This window comes from Pantoea sp. Morm, assembly GCF_016643525.1.
Classification (GTDB): domain Bacteria; phylum Pseudomonadota; class Gammaproteobacteria; order Enterobacterales; family Enterobacteriaceae; genus Pantoea; species Pantoea dispersa.
On sequence record NZ_VOQX01000011.1, the window covers coordinates 14,479 to 31,510 of the forward strand.

Genomic DNA, 17,032 nt, shown 5'->3' on the forward strand with positions numbered 1-17,032 from the left:
CTTATCCTTCCCGGCTTTTGCGAACACGTTCGGCATACAGCGCCAGCGTGGTTTTCAGCACATCCAGCGTCACCGGTTTTGACAGGCAATTATCCATGCCGGCATCCATACAGCGCTGTTTCTCTTCCGCCAGTGCGTTAGCGGTCACCCCAATCACCGGGAAAGCATGCCCCAGCTGGCGCAGACGCTGCGTCAGCCGGTAGCCGTCCATGTTTGGCATGTTGACGTCGCTCAGTACGATATCGATATGGTTACGGCTGAGCACGTTGAGCGCATCCACGCCGTCCTGCGCCGTTTTGGTCTGATAGCCCAGCGTGCCAAGCTGTTCAGACAGCAACATGCGGTTAATCGGATGGTCATCAACAATCAGCACCATGATGTCTTCATAGCTGGAGGCCTGCTGCGGCACCGGCAGTTCCAGCGTGGTCGCCGTTTCACTGTCGATGGCAATGCGATAAATCCGGCCCAGCAGCAGCGGCAGATCGTGCAGCGTCGCGCTGCTGTGCACCCACTGTCCCGGCGTCGTTTCCTGCGGCATATCGATGTGTTCACCGCAGATACGGATGCGCGCGCGTACCGTCTGCGCTGGCGCGTCGTGGTGATCGCAGATCATCACATCGTCTGCCCCAGCCCGCCCCTGATAGTGCGCAACCTGGATGCCCTGCTGCTGGAGCAGACGCAGCAGGAAGGCCGCCAGATAGTCGTTGCGCAGGTCGAGCCAGATGGCTTTTTCCTGCAGACCATCCAGCAGCGGCGGCGCGGGTTGCTGTCCGGCGTAGATCGGAATACGCACCACGAACTGGCTGCCCATGCCCGGTTCAGAGTCGACTTCGATGTCGCCATCCATCATGTTGATGAGCTTTTCACAGATCGCCAGTCCCAGCCCGGTGCCCTGGAAATTACGCTGCACGCCGGAGCCGACCTGGAAGAACGGGTCGAACAGGCGCGTGATCTCTTTTGCCGGGATTCCCACGCCGGTGTCGCGCACGCGAAACGCCAGATACCCCTCTTTGACATAGGCGTGCAGGATAATGCAGCCGGTGTGGGTGAACTTGATGGCGTTGTTCAGCAGGTTGGAGATCACCTGCTGCAGGCGCAGCGGATCGCCATCCAGCGCCAGCGGCACATCGTTCTCGATAAACACATACAGCGTCAGGCGCTTGCGCACCACCAGCGACAGGTAGTTGCTGGCAATATGGTTGACCACCTCACGCGGCGAGAAGGGACGCGGCTCAATCTTCAGCTGCTCGGACTCGATCTTCGAGAAGTCGAGAATATCGCTGATGATTTTCAGCAACAGGCTGGATGAGTTGTTCATCGCCGTGACCAGCGAATCCACGCCCTTCGGCAGCGATTTGGTCTGCAGCAGATCGAGGTTACCGATAATGCCGTACAGCGGCGTACGCAGTTCGTGACTGACGGTAGCAAGGAACATCGATTTGGACTGGCTGGCCTGCTCGGCGGCATGCGCCATCTCCTGCAGCGACTGCTCCATGCGCACGCGCGCCGAGACGTCGACCAGCACGCAAATCGCCACGTTCTCGTTGCGGTAGCGCGAATGCACAAAGCTGATTTGCAGGTTAGTGTTACTGCCGGTCAGCATATCGACAAAATTAACCTGCTGGCCGCCGATGATTTCGTTCAGCCGCAGGCGATCTTCCTGCGTCAGCAGCGTCAGATAGTTATGCGCCAGTTCATTACTGAGGATGTTGGTGCCATCGCTGGTACGCAAAATACAGATGCCAACCGGCGCTGACGCGACAATCTTGCGGTTGAACTGCTCGTGCTCCTCCAGCCGGTGAGCGTTGTCCTCCGCCGGCAGGAACATGCGGCGTTCGAACACCCACGCCAGGGTAAACAGAATCAGCGCGCTGAGGATATTGAGCAGCAGCGCGTTGATCAGCATCAGCTTGAGCTGATCCATCAGCACATCGGTCGACAGCGACCACACCACATTGAGGCTGGACGGCGGCAGCGGCTTTTTCAGCACCAGCTGACGATAGCCGTCAAGATAACCAAACCAGGTGCTGTTATCCGGCAGATCGTCCAGCGAATAACCGGGTCCGCCGCGTCGTGAGCTGATCAGCGGGCGATAGTTTTCATCGGTGATAGTGGCCACCAGCGGCAGCCCGCCGGGCTGAATAAATTCATCCAGGCGAATGTTCTGTTCCACGCCGAGCAGCGCCTGCAGTTTGTTGGCGACGTAAACCGGCACCACCATGTAGAAGTTGCCGATGCCTGGCTGGCTGCTGTTGGTAATCCAGTACATTGGATTACGCCGCTCTTCCTCGTTGCCGCTGCGGTAGTGCAGCACGTTTTCGCGCAGCGCCTTCAGGCTGCGTTCGCGATCGACCGGATTATTGTTGCCGATGGTGAAATCTGCCAGGCACTGATTTTCGCCGCCAATAAAGAACACCCGATTGAGTTCATAGGCTGAGGCAAAATTGCTTTTCCAGTAGTTAATGAAATAGCTCAGGGAATCGAGCGAGTTACGCCAGGTGTTGCTCATTGACGTGCAGTCACCGTCGGTAAACAGTGGCGTAAACTGCGGCAGCGTGCTTTTGCCGCCCGGCATGCCGTTGAGCATATCCAGCCCGTTGACGCTGCTGCTCAGGCGATTCTCAGTGATGTACTTCAGCTCGCGCATCACATCCGCGGAGTGGCGCACATACCATTCGGCCTGACCATAATTGGTGGCAAACTCCTGGCGCACCGCGTTCTCTTTCTCGTGCAGCACATTGATGATGTAGAAAGTGGTCAACAGTGCACCCAGCGACCAGAGCAGCAGTGCCAGCGCACGAAACAGGTAGCGCGAGATGCGAAGCGTGGTGCGAAAGGAGACGAGATATTTCAAAAGAGACTCACTGGCGGCAAGGGTTATCGGGACGTTGAAAAGTTCTCATACACTAGCTTTATCAGGGCGAAAAAGCCAGTTGGCACGCGACTTTGGGAGTGAAAGTCAGACAAAAAAAACGGCAGGTCGGTTGCCCTGACCTGCCGCTTGTGACAGACAACGAACGGTTACTCTTCGTCGTCTGTTTCCGGTGCGTCGTCGTCGCTGTCGACTTCCGGCGCGATATCGTCTTCGCCTTCTGCCACGCTGCCGTCGATGGCGTCGAGTTCTTCCTCTTCCACCGGTTCAGCGACGCGCTGCAGGCCGACCACGTTTTCATCTTCTGCGGTACGAATCAGGATCACGCCCTGCGTATTACGGCCCACCACGCTGACTTCCGACACGCGGGTACGCACCAGCGTACCGGCATCGGTGATCATCATGATCTGATCGCTATCCACCACCTGTACCGCGCCAACCACTGGCCCGTTACGCTCGGTGACTTTAATCGAGATCACGCCCTGCGTGGCGCGCGATTTGGTCGGATACTCGCTGTTGGCAGTACGCTTGCCGTAGCCGTTCTGCGTTACGGTGAGAATCGCGCCCTCTTCACGTGGCACAATCAGCGACACCACTTTGTCGCCTTCGGCCAGCCTGATGCCGCGTACGCCCGAAGCCGAACGGCCCATGGCGCGCACCGCACTCTCCGCGAAGCGCACCACTTTACCGGCGGCAGAGAACAGCATCGCTTCGTCGTTACCGTTGGTCAGCGCCACGCCAATCAGCTCATCGTCTTCACGCAGGTTGATGGCAATGATGCCGGCACTGCGCGGACGGCTGAACTCCTGCAGCGCAGTTTTCTTCACGGTACCGTCTGCGGTCGCCATAAAGATGTTGAAACCTTCGGTGTATTCACGCACTGGCAGAATCGCGGTGATACGCTCGTTGGCTTCCAGCGGCAGCAGGTTGACGATCGGACGACCGCGCGCGCCACGGCTGGCTTCCGGCAGCTGATAGACCTTCATCCAGTAGAGGCGGCCACGGCTGGAGAAGCACAGAATGGTGTCGTGGGTGTTGGCCACCAGCAGACGATCGATAAAGTCTTCTTCTTTGATGCGTGCCGCCGATTTGCCCTTACCGCCGCGACGCTGGGCTTCATAGTCTGACAGCGGCTGGTATTTGACGTAGCCCTGATGCGACAGGGTGACCACCACATCTTCCTGGTTGATCAGGTCTTCGATGTTGATGTCAGCGCTGTTAGCGGTGATTTCCGTACGGCGCGCATCGCCAAACTGATCGCGCATCGCCACCAGCTCTTCACGGATCACTTCCATCAGGCGCTCGGCGCTCTGCAGGATGTGAATCAGTTCGGCGATCTGGTCCAGCAGCTCTTTGTACTCGTCGAGCAGTTTTTCATGCTCAAGGCCGGTCAGTTTCTGCAGACGCAGATCAAGAATGGCCTGTGCCTGCTGCTCAGTCAGGTAGTAGCGACCATCGCGAATACCAAACTCCGCTTCCAGCCACTCCGGACGCGCGGCGTCGTCACCGGCACGTTCCAGCATGGCGGCGACGTTGCCGAGATCCCACGACTGCGCCAGCAGGCCGCTTTTCGCTTCGGCTGGCGTCGGAGCCCGACGAATCAGCTCGATAATCGGATCGATGTTGGCCAGCGCAATTGCCAGACCTTCAAGGATGTGCGCACGATCGCGCGCTTTACGCAGTTCGAAGATGGTACGACGCGTCACCACTTCACGGCGGTGGCGAACGAAGGCTTCAATGATCTCCTTCAGCGTCATGATCTTCGGCTGGCCCTGATGCAGGGCAACCATGTTGATGCCGAAAGAGACCTGCAGCTGCGTCAGCGAGTAGAGGTTGTTGAGCACCACTTCGCCGACCGCATCGCGTTTCACTTCAATGACGATACGCATGCCGTCTTTGTCAGATTCGTCACGCAGGCCGCTGATGCCCTCAACGCGCTTCTCTTTCACCAGCTCGGCAATTTTCTCGATCAGGCGCGCTTTGTTCACCTGATACGGGATTTCATTGACGATGATGGTTTCACGACCGGTTTTGGCGTCGGTTTCGATCTCGCCGCGCGCGCGGATGTAAATTTTACCACGCCCGGTGCGGTAGGCTTCTTCAATGCCACGACGACCGTTGATAAAGGCGGCGGTCGGGAAATCCGGCCCGGTAATGTGCTCCATCAGCCCTTCGACGCTGATGTTTTCATCTTCGATGAACGCCAGGCAGCCGTTGATCACTTCCGTCAGGTTGTGAGGCGGAATGTTGGTCGCCATGCCGACGGCAATACCGGAGGAGCCGTTGATCAGCAGGTTAGGAATTTTGGTCGGCAGGACTTCTGGGATCTGCTCGGTGCCGTCATAGTTCGGCACAAAGTCGACCGTCTCTTTTTCCAGGTCAGCCAGCAGTTCAGAGGAGATCTTCGCCATGCGCACTTCGGTATAACGCATCGCTGCGGCGGAGTCGCCGTCGACCGAACCGAAGTTACCCTGACCGTCGACCAGCATGTAGCGCAGGGAGAACGGCTGGGCCATGCGCACGATACTTTCGTACACGGCGGAGTCACCGTGTGGGTGATATTTACCGATAACGTCACCGACCACACGGGCAGATTTTTTATAGGGTTTGTTCCAGTCGTTACCCAGTTCGCTCATGGCAAAAAGCACACGGCGATGCACCGGCTTCAGGCCATCACGTACATCGGGTAAGGCTCGGCCAACGATGACCGACATGGCGTAATCGAGGTAGGAGTTTTTCAACTCTTCTTCGATATTGACCGGTGTAATTTCTCTCGCAAGGTCGCTCATGGAGCCGCTATCCCTCTACATAATCCCGGATTTTAAAGGTGCGAAAGTATATCACATCGCTTGCGTGCGGTGAACGTAAAGCAGGGTTTTGTGGCGCTTTTCCTTTGCGCTGAGAGATGCCTCGCAGGGTTTATACGTTTATACTGGTGGCATATTTTGTCAGGAGTCATGATTCAATGAATGAACAACCGCAGGAAAGCCGCCAGAACGTCGACCACGCCGAAATTGCTAAGTTTGAGGCGGTTGCATCACGCTGGTGGGATTTAGAGGGTGAGTTTAAGCCGTTGCACCGCATTAATCCCCTGCGTCTTGGCTGGATTGCCCAGCACAGCCATGGGCTGTTCGGTAAGAAAGTGCTGGATGTCGGCTGCGGCGGCGGCATTCTCGCCGAGAGCATGGCGCGCGAAGGGGCGGAGGTCACCGGTCTGGATATGGGCGCCGAGCCGCTGGAGATCGCGCGTCTGCACGCGCTGGAGAGCGGCGTGAGCGTCAATTACGTGCAGCAGACGGTTGAAGCGCATGCGGCCAGCCACGCCGGTCAGTACGACGTGGTGACCTGTATGGAGATGCTGGAACACGTGCCGGATCCGCGCTCTGTGGTGCTGGCCTGCGCGCAGCTGGTGAAACCGGGCGGCGAGGTGTTTTTCTCCACCATCAACCGTAACCCCAAAGCCTGGCTGCTGGCGGTGTTTGGTGCTGAATACGTGCTGCGCATGGTGCCGCGCGGTACCCATGACGTGAAAAAATTTATTCGTCCCGCCGAGCTGCTGAACTGGGTGGACGAAACCGCCCTGCGAGAACGCAATATGACTGGCCTGCACTACAATCCGCTGACCAATCAGTTCCGCCTTGGCCGCGGGGTGGACGTCAATTATATGGTGCATACCCACCGTCAGGCGTAAACGACCTGTTTCGCCTGCCTGCCCGTGGGCAGCGGTGTTGTAGCGGCGTGATTTATTACGCGAGAAATCGCGCCGCTATGGAATCTACGACCGGCAATTTACTCAACTGAACGGCATAACGTCCTGCACGCCGCCAGTCCTCCTTTCACTTCCGACCGCCCCCGGTTTATCACGCGCTGGCCCTATCCAGATCAATTTCCTTTTAGACGCTGCGATGCGCTTTTTGTAAGGTGAAAAGGTCATAAAAAATTCATAAGCAAACGCAGATAAGTTCGCTGCTGACGGAGCGGCGCGGGCTTTTTTCGCCTGGGAAATTTCCCGAATCGCAGCGGTTGAGCAATAAACACGCGCTCGATCAAAAATTGAAAAAAAACCTGTTATCCGTTGACACCAGGTGCAGGCCTTGTGGCGTGGGGATCCAGGATTTTCCCCACCCCCCAGGGCGTAAAATTTTGTGAAAATCAACTCTTGTGATGATCCGATTGCTGACTAGAATACTCACCATATTGTTGTTCAAACTTTCCGCACCCCCTATATATAGTGTTTATCCACAGGCTTACTCACAATGAGCCGCCTGTGAATAGACGGGGGATAATTTTGTATTTCATGGACAGGTAAACACGCGACATGAACCAAAGTCTGCTCGTTACGAAACGCGATGGCCGCCAGGAGCGCATCGACCTCGATAAGATTCACCGGGTGCTGGACTGGGCAGCTGAAGGGCTGAACAATGTCTCCGTCTCGCAGGTTGAGTTGCGTTCGCACATCCAGTTTTACGATGGCATCAAAACCTCGGACATTCACGAGACCATCATCAAAGCGGCTGCCGATTTGATCTCCCGTGACGCGCCTGATTACCAGTACCTGGCCGCGCGTCTGGCGATCTTCCACCTGCGTAAAAAAGCGTACGGTCAGTTTGAGCCACCGAAGCTGTACGACCAGGTAGTGAAAATGGTCGAGATGGGCAAATACGATCGCCATCTGCTGGAAGACTACAGCACCGAAGAGTTTGAGCAGATGGACGGCTTCATCGACCACTGGCGCGACATGAACTTCTCCTACGCGGCGGTGAAGCAGCTGGAAGGCAAATATCTGGTGCAGAACCGCGTCAGCGGTGAAATCTACGAGAGCGCCCAGTTCCTGTATATTCTGGTCGCCGCCTGCCTGTTCTCCGGCTATCCGCGCGATACGCGCATGGATTACATCAAGCGTTTTTACGATGCGATCTCCACGTTCAAGATCTCGCTGCCTACGCCTATCATGTCCGGCGTGCGCACCCCGACCCGTCAGTTCAGCTCCTGCGTACTGATCGAGTGCGGCGACAGCCTGGATTCCATCAACGCCACCTCCAGCGCTATTGTGAAATATGTGTCACAGCGTGCCGGCATCGGCATCAACGCGGGCCGCATTCGTGCGCTCGGCAGCCCGATCCGCGGCGGTGAAGCGTTCCACACCGGCTGTATCCCGTTCTATAAGCACTTCCAGACGGCGGTGAAATCCTGCTCGCAGGGCGGCGTGCGCGGCGGTGCGGCAACGCTGTTCTACCCGATGTGGCATCTGGAAGTGGAAAGCCTGCTGGTGTTGAAAAACAACCGCGGCGTCGAAGGCAACCGCGTGCGTCACATGGATTACGGCGTGCAGATCAACAAGCTGATGTACACTCGCCTGCTGAAAGGCGAAGACATCACCCTGTTCAGCCCGTCCGACGTGCCAGGCCTGTATGACGCGTTCTTCGCCGATCAGGATGAGTTTGAGCGTCTGTATACCAAATATGAGAAGGACGACAGCATCCGCAAGCAGCGCGTGAAAGCCGTCGATCTGTTCTCGCTGATGATGCAGGAACGTGCCTCAACCGGCCGTATCTACGTGCAGAATGTTGACCACTGCAACACCCACAGCCCGTTCGATCCGGCCATTGCGCCAGTGCGTCAGTCTAACCTGTGCCTGGAAATTGCGCTGCCGACCAAACCGCTGGAAGACGTCAACGACGAAAGCGGCGAGATCGCGCTGTGCACCCTGTCCGCCTTCAACCTCGGTGCGATTGAAAGCCTGGACGATCTGGAAGAACTGGCTACGCTGGCAGTACGCGCGCTGGATGCCCTGCTCGATTACCAGGACTACCCGATTCCGGCGGCGAAACGCGGTGCGATGGGTCGTCGTACCCTGGGTATTGGCGTGATCAACTACGCCTATTACCTGGCAAAACACGGTGTGCGCTACTCCGACGGCAGCGCCAACAACCTGACGCACAAAACCTTTGAAGCCATTCAGTACTGGCTGCTGAAAGCCTCCAACGAGCTGGCGAAAGAGCAAGGTGCCTGCCCGTGGTTTAAAGAGACCACTTATTCGCAGGGCATTCTGCCGATCGATACCTATAAAAAGGATCTCGACAGCGTATGTAATGAGCCGCTGCACCTTGACTGGGAAGCGCTGCGTGAGTCGATTAAAATCCACGGCCTGCGCAACTCCACGCTGTCTGCACTGATGCCGTCTGAGACCTCTTCGCAGATTTCGAACGCCACCAACGGTATCGAGCCGCCGCGCGGTCACATCAGTATCAAAGCGTCGAAAGACGGGATTCTGCGCCAGGTAGTACCGGAGTATGAGCGTCTGAAAGATCAGTACGAACTGCTGTGGGAGATGCCATCAAACGACGGCTATCTGCAGCTGGTTGGCGTGATGCAGAAGTTTATCGATCAGGCGATTTCATCGAACACCAACTACGATCCAGGCCGTTTCGCCAATGGCAAAGTGCCGATGAAACAGCTGCTGAAAGATCTGCTGACCGCGTACAAATTTGGCGTGAAGACCCTGTACTACCAAAACACCCGTGACGGTGCCGAGGATGCGCAGGACGATCTGGCGCCGTCTATTCAGGACGATGGCTGCGAAAGCGGCGCCTGTAAAATTTGATCGAAAGGCGCCTGCGGGCGCCTTATCGTGTCTGGGCCAGCAGCGGCTGGCCCGTTTCACTTTTGGACTTAGTCATGGCTTACACTACTTTCTCACAGAACAAAAATGACCAGCTGAAAGAGCCGATGTTCTTCGGCCAGTCAGTGAACGTTGCCCGTTTCGACCAGCAGAAATACGACATCTTTGAAAAGCTGATCGAGAAGCAGCTCTCTTTCTTCTGGCGTCCGGAAGAGGTTGACGTCTCGCGCGATCGCATCGACTATCAGGCGCTGCCGGAGCACGAGAAGCACATCTTCATCAGTAACCTGAAGTATCAGACGCTGCTGGATTCCATTCAGGGCCGCAGCCCGAACGTGGCGCTGCTGCCGCTGATTTCGATTCCCGAGCTGGAAACCTGGGTGGAAACCTGGGCGTTCTCCGAGACCATCCATTCACGCTCGTACACTCACATCATCCGTAATATCGTCAACGATCCGTCACTGGTGTTTGATGACATCGTGACTAACGAGCAGATTCTGGCGCGCGCGCAGGATATCTCGAAGTATTACGACGATCTGATCGAGATGACCAACTACTGGCATCTGCTGGGTGAAGGCACGCATCAGGTAGCGGGCAAGAGCGTGACCGTGAATCTGCGTGCGCTGAAGAAGCAGCTGTATATCTGTCTGATGAGCGTTAACGCGCTGGAAGCGATTCGCTTCTACGTCAGCTTTGCCTGCTCGTTCGCCTTCGCCGAGCGCGAACTGATGGAAGGTAACGCCAAGATTATTCGTCTGATCGCCCGTGACGAAGCGCTGCACCTGACCGGCACTCAGCATATGCTGAATCTGATGCGTACCGGTGAAGACGATCCTGAAATGAAAGAGATCGCCGCTGAGTGCCGCGACGAGTGCTTCGACTTGTTTAAGAAAGCGGCCGAGCAGGAAAAAGAGTGGGCTGAGTATCTGTTCAGCGGCGGCTCAATGATTGGTCTGAACAAGGACATTCTGTGCCAGTACATTGAGTACATCACCAATATCCGCATGCAGGCGGTGGGTCTTGATCTGCCGTTCCAGACGCGTTCGAACCCGATTCCATGGATTAACTCGTGGCTGGTGTCAGATAACGTGCAGGTGGCGCCGCAGGAAGTTGAAGTGAGCTCCTATCTGGTGGGTCAGATCGACTCCGAAGTGGGCGAAGACGACTTCAACGATTTCCAGCTGTAAGCATGAGCCGTTCCGTGGTAATCCTGCGCAGCTCCGGCTCCCGGCTGGAGTGCGCAGACGAACACCCTAATCTGCTGACGACGCTGGAAGCACATAATGTGTGCGTCGAGTTTCAGTGTCGCGAAGGCTACTGCGGCTCCTGCCGCATGCGTCTGCTGAAAGGCGAAGTGGATTATGCGGAAACCCCACTGGCGTTTATTCAGCAGGGCGAGATTCTGCCCTGCTGTTGTAAAGCCAGAGGGGAGATTGAGATCGAGCTGTAACCTGCCGCTACACCAAACCCTAAAGTCCTTTAATGCTGCAACATCCATACAGGTCGTCAGAGAGGTTGCCGCTTGCTGCACCGGCGTAAATCCATCCCTGGAGCCTGCCGCCGCGCCGTCCTGGCGCGGAGGCTGCTGCAAGCGGCAACCTCCCCCACGCCCTATCAGGCTTCTTCATTGCGGTAACAGAACGTCACCCTGCAGCGACACCAATGCTAACGGGAAGAGGGGATGTTGAGCTAAGCCGGACGTCACGCGGCAAGGATGCCGCGTGTCGAGGCCCGCAGGGAGCGGGTTTTGCCGTTCCGGGCGTGCTCAACTTCCCCTCTGACCTTGCTGATGATGACCGCCAGCACAATCGGATTAGCTCTTCACCGTCTCCAGGACATCAATCCAGCCGTGACCGGTACTGACTTCACTGCCGTGCAGCCAGCGGCGCAGCATATTCATCGCCATCATCGCTACCACTTTCTGCCGGGTTTCCAGATTGTGCCGCCCGTGGGTAAATTTCACCCGCTGGCCCCAGCTGGCTTCAGGTGTATGCAGCGCAATCGACACTTCCCCTTCCTGCAGATCGCCAACCGACAAGGCCAGCACCGTGCCCTGCTGAGCGGCTAACTGACGCGTGCGCGTAACCTGCGCTTCCAGCGACTCCTCACGTGCCGGCAGCAACTCGGCAGCGCTAAGCGGTACCTGTGCGGCGGCCAGCTGCCAGTGCAGCAACCCGGCCGTGTATTGTTCGCTCAGAGCAAGGCGGAAGCCGCGATCGTGCAGTTCCCGCGCCAGCACGGCCGGCAATCCTTCAAAGCCTTCAAAAATGGTGCACTCGGCCAGCAGTAACTTAACCTGCTGCCACACCTGCTCCATCGCCACGCGCTGGCTGGCCGGGCCGGTCAGTTTAATCTCAATGATGGGCATCGACGAACGGTAGCCCATCACTACACCTTCCGGCAGCGGCAGCGGTTCAAGCTCCGCGGCGATATCGCTCTCGCCGCGACCAAAGGTGGTCAGACGCAGGCACAGCGGGGGTTCTGGCAACGTAAAACGCGCCTTAAGACGCGGAATAATCTGCTGCTCAACCATCACTTTGAATTCTGATGGCACGCCGGGGGTAAAGAAAATCCAGCAGCGATTAAGCTGCAGGGCAAACCCACAGGCGGTGCCGACCGGGTTATCGATCAACTCGGCATTGGCCGGAATCTCCGCCTGCTTGCGATTACTGGGTGCCATGAGCCGCCCGCGGCTGGCAAACCAGGCTTCCATCTTCTCCAGCCACGCCTGCTGCAGCACCAGTTCGCTGCCGCTGGCGGTGGCCGCTGCCTGCGCGCTGAGATCGTCGCTGGTCGGCCCGAGACCGCCGTTCACAATCAGCACGTCGGCAATCTGACTGCGACTCTGTAGCGCTTCAACCAGCGAGCTCATCGCATCGCCGACCGTGCTGCGACTGGTCATCGGCAGACCGTGCTGAAACAGCACATCGGCCAGCCACGAGGCGTTGGTATCGACAATCTGCCCATGTAACACTTCATCGCCCGTTGAGAGCATTTCGACACGTATCACGATCTCTTCTCCTTATCCCTGTGGCTTTCACTGTAGGGAGCGCGCAGGCGAAACACAATCGCCACCGGTGCGAAATAGCGGGTTAATCGCGATGCGGAAAGGAAACAGCGGGAAAGCAGGAATCGGGCGCGACGAACATCGCGCCCACGGGGATTAACGGCGCGCCAGCAGCAGGCCAACAAACAGACCGGCAGCCGCACCGATACCAATGCCCTGCCACGGTTTTTCATGCACGTAATCGTCGGCACGATACGCTGCCTGTTTGGCACGATAGTAATAGCTGTCGGACGCCTGGCTCACGCGATTCTTCACGTCTTCCAGCGCCTGCTCGGCTTTCTGCTTCAGTTCGATATATTTCTGGTCCGCCGGATCGCCCGAGGAGCGCAGCACTTCTTCCAGCGTTTCCGTCAGCAGCGCCAGATCGTCATCAAGACGGGTTTCAAATTGATCGGTAGATGACATGTTCACAATCCTCCATGTTTAAATGCGGTGTCGATTAACTATAGTCATAAATTGCGTTTTTGCGCCGCGCCGTCATCCGCTGACTGCGCTTTTTGCCGCGCTGAACGCAAAGTTATGTCATCCGGGGCGTTGCACGCGGAATTGTGCTTCGTTTATTTGATTAATCTGATAAATTTTCAGCGGACTGAATTTTTTATTTTCGCCACTGTCGTAACCCCCTGTAGCCTGACGCTAAATGTCTTGCGACAGCCTCAATACACCCGAGCAGCTAAGGAAAAGATTTCCGGCATGAATCGTAGAAAATTTATGAAAGCGTCCATGGCCCTCTCTGCCGTTAGCGGCATGACCGGGCTCTCCTCGCTGTTTGCGCAGTCCGCCTGGGCCGATGATGGCATCGCCGACGGAACCGCCGTGCGCTTCGATTTCGATGTGCTGAAAAAGAAAGCCGCGGCGCTGGCCAAACAGCCCTGGGGCGGCGCGCCCGGCCCCCTGCCCGCGACCCTGGCCAATCTGACACCGCAGGCGTATAACGAAATTCAGTACGACGCTAACCACTCACTGTGGAACAACATCGCCGACCGCGAGCTGGATGTGCAGTTCTTCCACGTTGGCATGGGCTTTAAGCGCCGCATTCGCATGTTCTCCGTGGACGCCGCCAGCCGCGAGGCGCGGGAAATCCACTTCCGTCCGGAACTGTTTAATTATCACAACGCCAACGTGGATTCCCAGCAGCTGGTGGGTAAAACCGACCTCGGCTTTGCCGGTTTCCGCGCTTTTAAAAAGCCGGAGCTGGCGCGACGCGACATCGTTTCTTTCCTCGGTGCCAGCTACTTCCGCGCGGTAGATGAAACCTACCAATATGGCCTGTCAGCCCGTGGCGTCGCGGTTAACACCTTCAGCAATGGCCAGGAAGAGTTTCCCGACTTCACCGCCTTCTGGTTCGAGACGCCAAAAGCTGAAGACACCACCTTTGTGGTGTATGCACTGCTGGACGGGGCCAGCGTCACCGGTGCCTACAAGTTCACCATCCACTGCGAAGAAAAACGCGTGGTGATGGAGGTGGAAAACCACCTGTTTGCGCGCAACGAGATTCGTCAGCTCGGTATTGCGCCCATGACCAGCATGTTCAGCTGCGGCACCAACGAGCGCCGCATGTGTAATACCTATCATCCGCAGATTCATGACTCCGATCGCCTGGCGATGTGGAGCGGCAGCGGCGAGTGGATTGCCCGTCCGCTGAATAACCCGCAGCGCCTGCAGTTTAATGCCTATCAGGATGAAAACCCGCGCGGCTTCGGTCTGCTGCAGCTGAACCATGATTTCAAAGATTACCAGGACGTGATTGGCTGGTATGACAAACGCCCCAGCCTGTGGGTGGAGCCGATCGGTAAATGGGGTAAAGGCGCCATCAATCTGATGGAGATCCCGACGACCGGGGAAACGCTGGATAACATCGTGTGCTTCTGGCAGCCGGCCGAGCCGGTCAAGGCTGGCAGCGAATTTAATTTCCAGTACAAACTCTACTGGAGCCAGCTACCGCCAGTCCGCAGCGGTCTGGCCCGCGTTGATGCCACGCGCACCGGTATTGGTGGCTTCCCGGAAGGCTGGGCACCGGGCGAACACTTCCCGGACCAGTGGTGCCGCCGCTTTGCTATCGATTTCATTGGCGGCGACCTGCAGGCGGCCGCGCCGAAAGGCATCGAACCGGTAATCACCGTGTCGTCCGGCACCTTCAAACAGGTGGAGATTCTCTACGTCGAACCGCTGAAAGGGTACCGTATCCTGTTTGACTGGTATCCGAACAGCGACTCAACCAAACCGGTGGATATGCGCCTGTTCCTGCGCACCAAAGATGAGACGCTGAGCGAAACCTGGCTGTATCAGTACTTCCCGCCACCGCCCGATCAGCGCAAGTACACCGACGACCGGCAGATGACGCCGGGCTAACCTGCACGGCGAGGCCAACACCTCGCCGTTAGTTTTTCTGCATGCCGACGTGCGGAATATTATCTTCCAGATAAACGTCCGTGACCGCCCGGAAGCCCAGTCGACCATAAAAGCCTTCCAGATGCGCCTGCGCGGACAGATATACCGCCCGCTGCGGCCAGTGCTGTTCGCAGCTGTTCAGCGCCTGCTCCATCAGCCGATAGCCCAGTTTCAGGCCGCGCGCCTCTTCCGACACAATCACCCGACCAATGGTCACCGGCGAAGAAGCCAGCGCGGGCGTCAGCAGACGCGCATAGGCCAGCAGTTTGCCATCAAGAAAGCCCAGCAGATGGCGGTTATCAGCCGTCAAATCCTGGCCATCTATATCCTGATACGGACAGGCCTGTTCGACGATAAACACCTGATTGCGCAGCGCCAGCACGGTATACAGCTGCTGCGCGGTCAGTTCACTGTGGTGGCAATCAAGCCATTGCATATCCATCGTGCTTCCTTGTCTGAGCGAAAAAAGTGATCTTCACAGCCTATCACAGCGCATGCGCTAAACGCAGTGGGCTGCACGTAACAGGGGCGGACACGCGGAGCAATGTGATCAAACTCTCAAATTGCAGGCAAAAAAAATCAGGCCCGCAGGCCTGATTGTGAAGATGACGCGCTGTTTACATCAGCGGCTGGGCCAGCTGCACCAGCGTGATGAGCGGCTGCGGATAAACACCGAGCAGCAACACCAGGATGGCGGAGATCAGCACCACCACACCACCGGCGGTGAACGCCCAGTTGGCCGGGGTATCGCGGGTGTGCAGTTCCGGCGGGCTGAGGTACAGGCTCACCGTAACGCGCAGGTAGTAATACAGACCAATGGCGCTACCGGCGACAACCGCCGCGGTCAGCCACCACAGATGCGCGTTAACACCAGACGCGATGACGTAAAACTTACCGATAAAGCCCAGCGTCATCGGGATACCGGCCAGCGACAGCATCATCACCGTCATCACGGCGGAGAGAATCGGACGATGCCAGAACAGACCGCGATACGAGTAAAGCGTATCCGCATCCGGACCACGGTACGGGCTCGACATCAGGCTGACTACACCGAAGGCGCCGAGGCTGCTGAACAGGTAACCGGCCAGATAGACACCGGCGGTTTCCAGCGACAGCTGATGGGTTTTCACCGCAATCAGCGCCACCAGCAGATAGCCAAGATGCGCGATAGATGAATAGCCGAGCAGACGCTTGATGTTGCTCTGCGAAATCGCCATCAGGTTACCGAACAGGATCGAGACGAAGGCAATCACACCCAGCACGGTGCGCACCGCTTCACTGTCGGTTACCGGTGCGTACATGAACAGACGCATGATGACCGCAAAGATAGCGATTTTGCTGGCGGTGGCGAGGAAGGTCGAGACCGGAGCCGGCGCGCCCTGATAAACGTCTGGCGTCCACAGATGGAACGGCACCAGCGACAGCTTAAAGCCAAGACCGATGATCATCATGCCCAGCCCGACCAGCAGCAGCGGCTGCTGAATCATGCTGTCATTCAGGCTTTTGCCGAGCTGCACAAAGCTCAGGCTGCCGGAATCGGCGTAGACCAGCGCAATACCGAAGATCAGGAACGAGGAGGCCGCAGCCGACAGAATCATGTACTTCAGCGCCGCTTCCAGCGAGCGCTTCTGACGGAAGGCGTAGCCGATGAGACCAAACAGCGGCAGCGACAGCAGTTCGATACCGATGAACAGCGCCGCCAGATGGTTGGCGCTGGCCAGCACGATCCCGCCCAGCGCCGCGATCAGCACCAGCAGATAGAACTCATCTTTGTTGTCCGGAAAACCGGCCAGCCACGGATAAGCAAAGGTGCAGGTTGCCAGACTCGCCAGCATCACCAGCGCGGTATAGAACATCGAATAGCCATCCACGCGCAGCAGCGGCGTGACATCCATGGCGCCCACGTGGCCCACAAACCACAGCGACAGCAGCGCGAGGTTAAGACCGATGACCGTCAGCGTGGCATTAACAAAGTGGTTGCGTCGCCACGCAATGGACAGCATCACAACCACCACCGTCAATCCGACGATTAACAGCGGTAGCAACGCGATCAATTGTTGAGGAGTTATTGTCATGGCGA

11 protein-coding genes are annotated in these 17,032 nt (G+C 57.3%); 5 read left to right on the forward strand and 6 right to left on the reverse strand.

Annotated elements, in window-relative coordinates; translation table 11 throughout:
* Position 1 precedes the first annotated feature (1 nt).
* Together rcsC and gyrA are read right to left on the reverse strand one after the other, a co-directional pair.
* The gene (gene rcsC / locus FT726_RS06095; RefSeq protein ID WP_021509234.1) at positions 2 to 2,854 is read right to left on the reverse strand and encodes a two-component system sensor histidine kinase RcsC; all 2,853 of its coding nucleotides are present in this window, start codon (positions 2,852 to 2,854) and stop codon (positions 2 to 4) included.
* 167 nt (positions 2,855 to 3,021) lie between these two features.
* Positions 3,022 to 5,661, reverse strand: coding sequence for a DNA topoisomerase (ATP-hydrolyzing) subunit A (gene gyrA, locus FT726_RS06100; RefSeq protein WP_021509233.1), 2,640 nt, complete (start codon positions 5,659 to 5,661; stop codon positions 3,022 to 3,024).
* 176 nt (positions 5,662 to 5,837) lie between these two features.
* Here gyrA and ubiG point away from each other — a divergent pair, with 176 nt between their 5' ends.
* The 4 genes from ubiG (at position 5,838) to yfaE (ending at position 10,944) form a co-directional block, all read left to right on the forward strand.
* Entirely contained in the window at positions 5,838 to 6,563 is a 726-nt protein-coding gene (ubiG, locus tag FT726_RS06105) for a bifunctional 2-polyprenyl-6-hydroxyphenol methylase/3-demethylubiquinol 3-O-methyltransferase UbiG (RefSeq protein WP_021509232.1), read from the forward strand.
* Between the two features lie 627 nt (positions 6,564 to 7,190).
* Entirely contained in the window at positions 7,191 to 9,476 is a 2,286-nt protein-coding gene (gene nrdA, locus FT726_RS06110; RefSeq protein ID WP_150058689.1) for a class 1a ribonucleoside-diphosphate reductase subunit alpha, read from the forward strand.
* A gap of 74 nt (positions 9,477 to 9,550) precedes the next feature.
* Positions 9,551 to 10,681 (forward strand): class Ia ribonucleoside-diphosphate reductase subunit beta, encoded by a 1,131-nt coding sequence (gene nrdB / locus FT726_RS06115; RefSeq protein ID WP_021509230.1) that lies wholly within the window; start codon positions 9,551 to 9,553, stop codon positions 10,679 to 10,681.
* Between the two features lie 2 nt (positions 10,682 to 10,683).
* Complete coding sequence (gene yfaE, locus FT726_RS06120; protein ID WP_021509229.1) at positions 10,684 to 10,944, forward strand: class I ribonucleotide reductase maintenance protein YfaE; 261 nt, start codon at positions 10,684 to 10,686, stop codon at positions 10,942 to 10,944.
* 363 nt (positions 10,945 to 11,307) lie between these two features.
* Here the strand turns inward: yfaE and FT726_RS06125 are convergent, their stop codons facing one another.
* Both FT726_RS06125 and elaB read right to left on the reverse strand, forming a co-directional pair.
* Positions 11,308 to 12,504 (reverse strand): nicotinamide mononucleotide deamidase-related protein YfaY, encoded by a 1,197-nt coding sequence (locus FT726_RS06125; RefSeq protein ID WP_215480513.1) that lies wholly within the window; start codon positions 12,502 to 12,504, stop codon positions 11,308 to 11,310.
* A gap of 153 nt (positions 12,505 to 12,657) precedes the next feature.
* Positions 12,658 to 12,966: a stress response protein ElaB gene (gene elaB, locus FT726_RS06130; RefSeq protein ID WP_021509227.1), complete on the reverse strand. Its 309-nt coding sequence runs from the start codon at positions 12,964 to 12,966 to the stop codon at positions 12,658 to 12,660.
* Between the two features lie 288 nt (positions 12,967 to 13,254).
* Here elaB and FT726_RS06135 point away from each other — a divergent pair, with 288 nt between their 5' ends.
* Positions 13,255 to 14,913 carry a glucan biosynthesis protein gene (locus FT726_RS06135; protein ID WP_132465027.1) on the forward strand — a complete coding sequence of 553 codons (1,659 nt, stop codon included), beginning with the start codon at positions 13,255 to 13,257 and terminating at the stop codon, positions 14,911 to 14,913.
* 28 nt (positions 14,914 to 14,941) lie between these two features.
* Here FT726_RS06135 and FT726_RS06140 read toward each other — a convergent pair whose 3' ends face one another.
* Together FT726_RS06140 and nuoN are read right to left on the reverse strand one after the other, a co-directional pair.
* Complete coding sequence (locus tag FT726_RS06140; RefSeq protein ID WP_021509225.1) at positions 14,942 to 15,394, reverse strand: GNAT family N-acetyltransferase; 453 nt, start codon at positions 15,392 to 15,394, stop codon at positions 14,942 to 14,944.
* Positions 15,395 to 15,569: 175 nt separating this feature from the next.
* A complete protein-coding gene (gene nuoN / locus FT726_RS06145) occupies positions 15,570 to 17,027 on the reverse strand; it encodes an NADH-quinone oxidoreductase subunit NuoN (RefSeq protein ID WP_031280039.1) in 1,458 nt (485 codons plus the stop codon).
* Between the last annotated feature and the right edge of the window lie 5 nt (positions 17,028 to 17,032).